This is a genomic window from Neisseria sp. 19428wB4_WF04 (assembly GCF_015235335.1).
GTDB classification, from domain to species: domain Bacteria; phylum Pseudomonadota; class Gammaproteobacteria; order Burkholderiales; family Neisseriaceae; genus Neisseria; species Neisseria musculi.
In genome coordinates, this window is record NZ_JADGLG010000144.1 from 1 (window position 1) to 619 (window position 619).

The 619-nt window shown below is 38.4% G+C and carries 1 protein-coding gene and 1 pseudogene; one reads left to right on the forward strand and one right to left on the reverse strand.

The genetic code is table 11. From position 1 onward, the window contains the following. A pseudogene (locus IR141_RS12695) lies at positions 1-107 on the forward strand (IS1595 family transposase); the annotation flags it as partial. Here the strand turns inward: IR141_RS12695 and IR141_RS12700 are convergent. Continuing rightward, entirely contained in the window at positions 104-427 is a 324-nt protein-coding gene (locus IR141_RS12700) for a tyrosine-type recombinase/integrase (protein ID WP_368665559.1), read from the reverse strand. The pseudogene IR141_RS12695 and the gene IR141_RS12700 sit on opposite strands and share 4 nt — an antisense overlap. Positions 428-619: the final 192 nt, after the last annotated feature.

Below are 619 nucleotides of genomic sequence, written 5' to 3' on the forward strand. Positions count from 1 at the left end.
AGCATTTTGAACTGTATTTGAAAGAGTGTGAATGGCGTTTTAACAACAGTGAGATAAAATTTCAAATTTCTATTTTAAAACAATTAGTAAAGCAGGATTTGTTCTAGTTATCTAGGACAGCCCCTTTTTTTATCAAAAAATTAATTCTAGAGAGAAAAACACTCCGGCTAAAGTTACTGCAACAAATTTGTGTCATCATTTCGCGAATGCCGCACCAAATCAGACAATATCTGAGTATGTGACTGCAAATGCTTAAACGACAGGTAAGCATAGCGTTGAATTCCCCCATCTCTTGTAACACCCTCAATGGTACTTTTCGTTGAATCAGCCAGCTTGCCCAGATGTGTCTCAAATCGTGCCATGTGAAAGCTGTTATGTTGGCCAGCTCAAGACTTTTCTTCCAATACCTACTATTTATACCAATAATAGGATTTACACGCTTATTTACAAAGGCTCTAGACTGGCAGCTTTATATAAATTTACTTTAAAAGCCCCCCAAAGTTGGTGACTCAGTTCATCAGAGTTTCGATTCCATCGCCATCCGCATTCCTTCAGGTGCAAATCAAAGTTTTTGGTTACGCCATTGAATTTGGCGGGCCTTTGTTTGGTAAAACTCCGG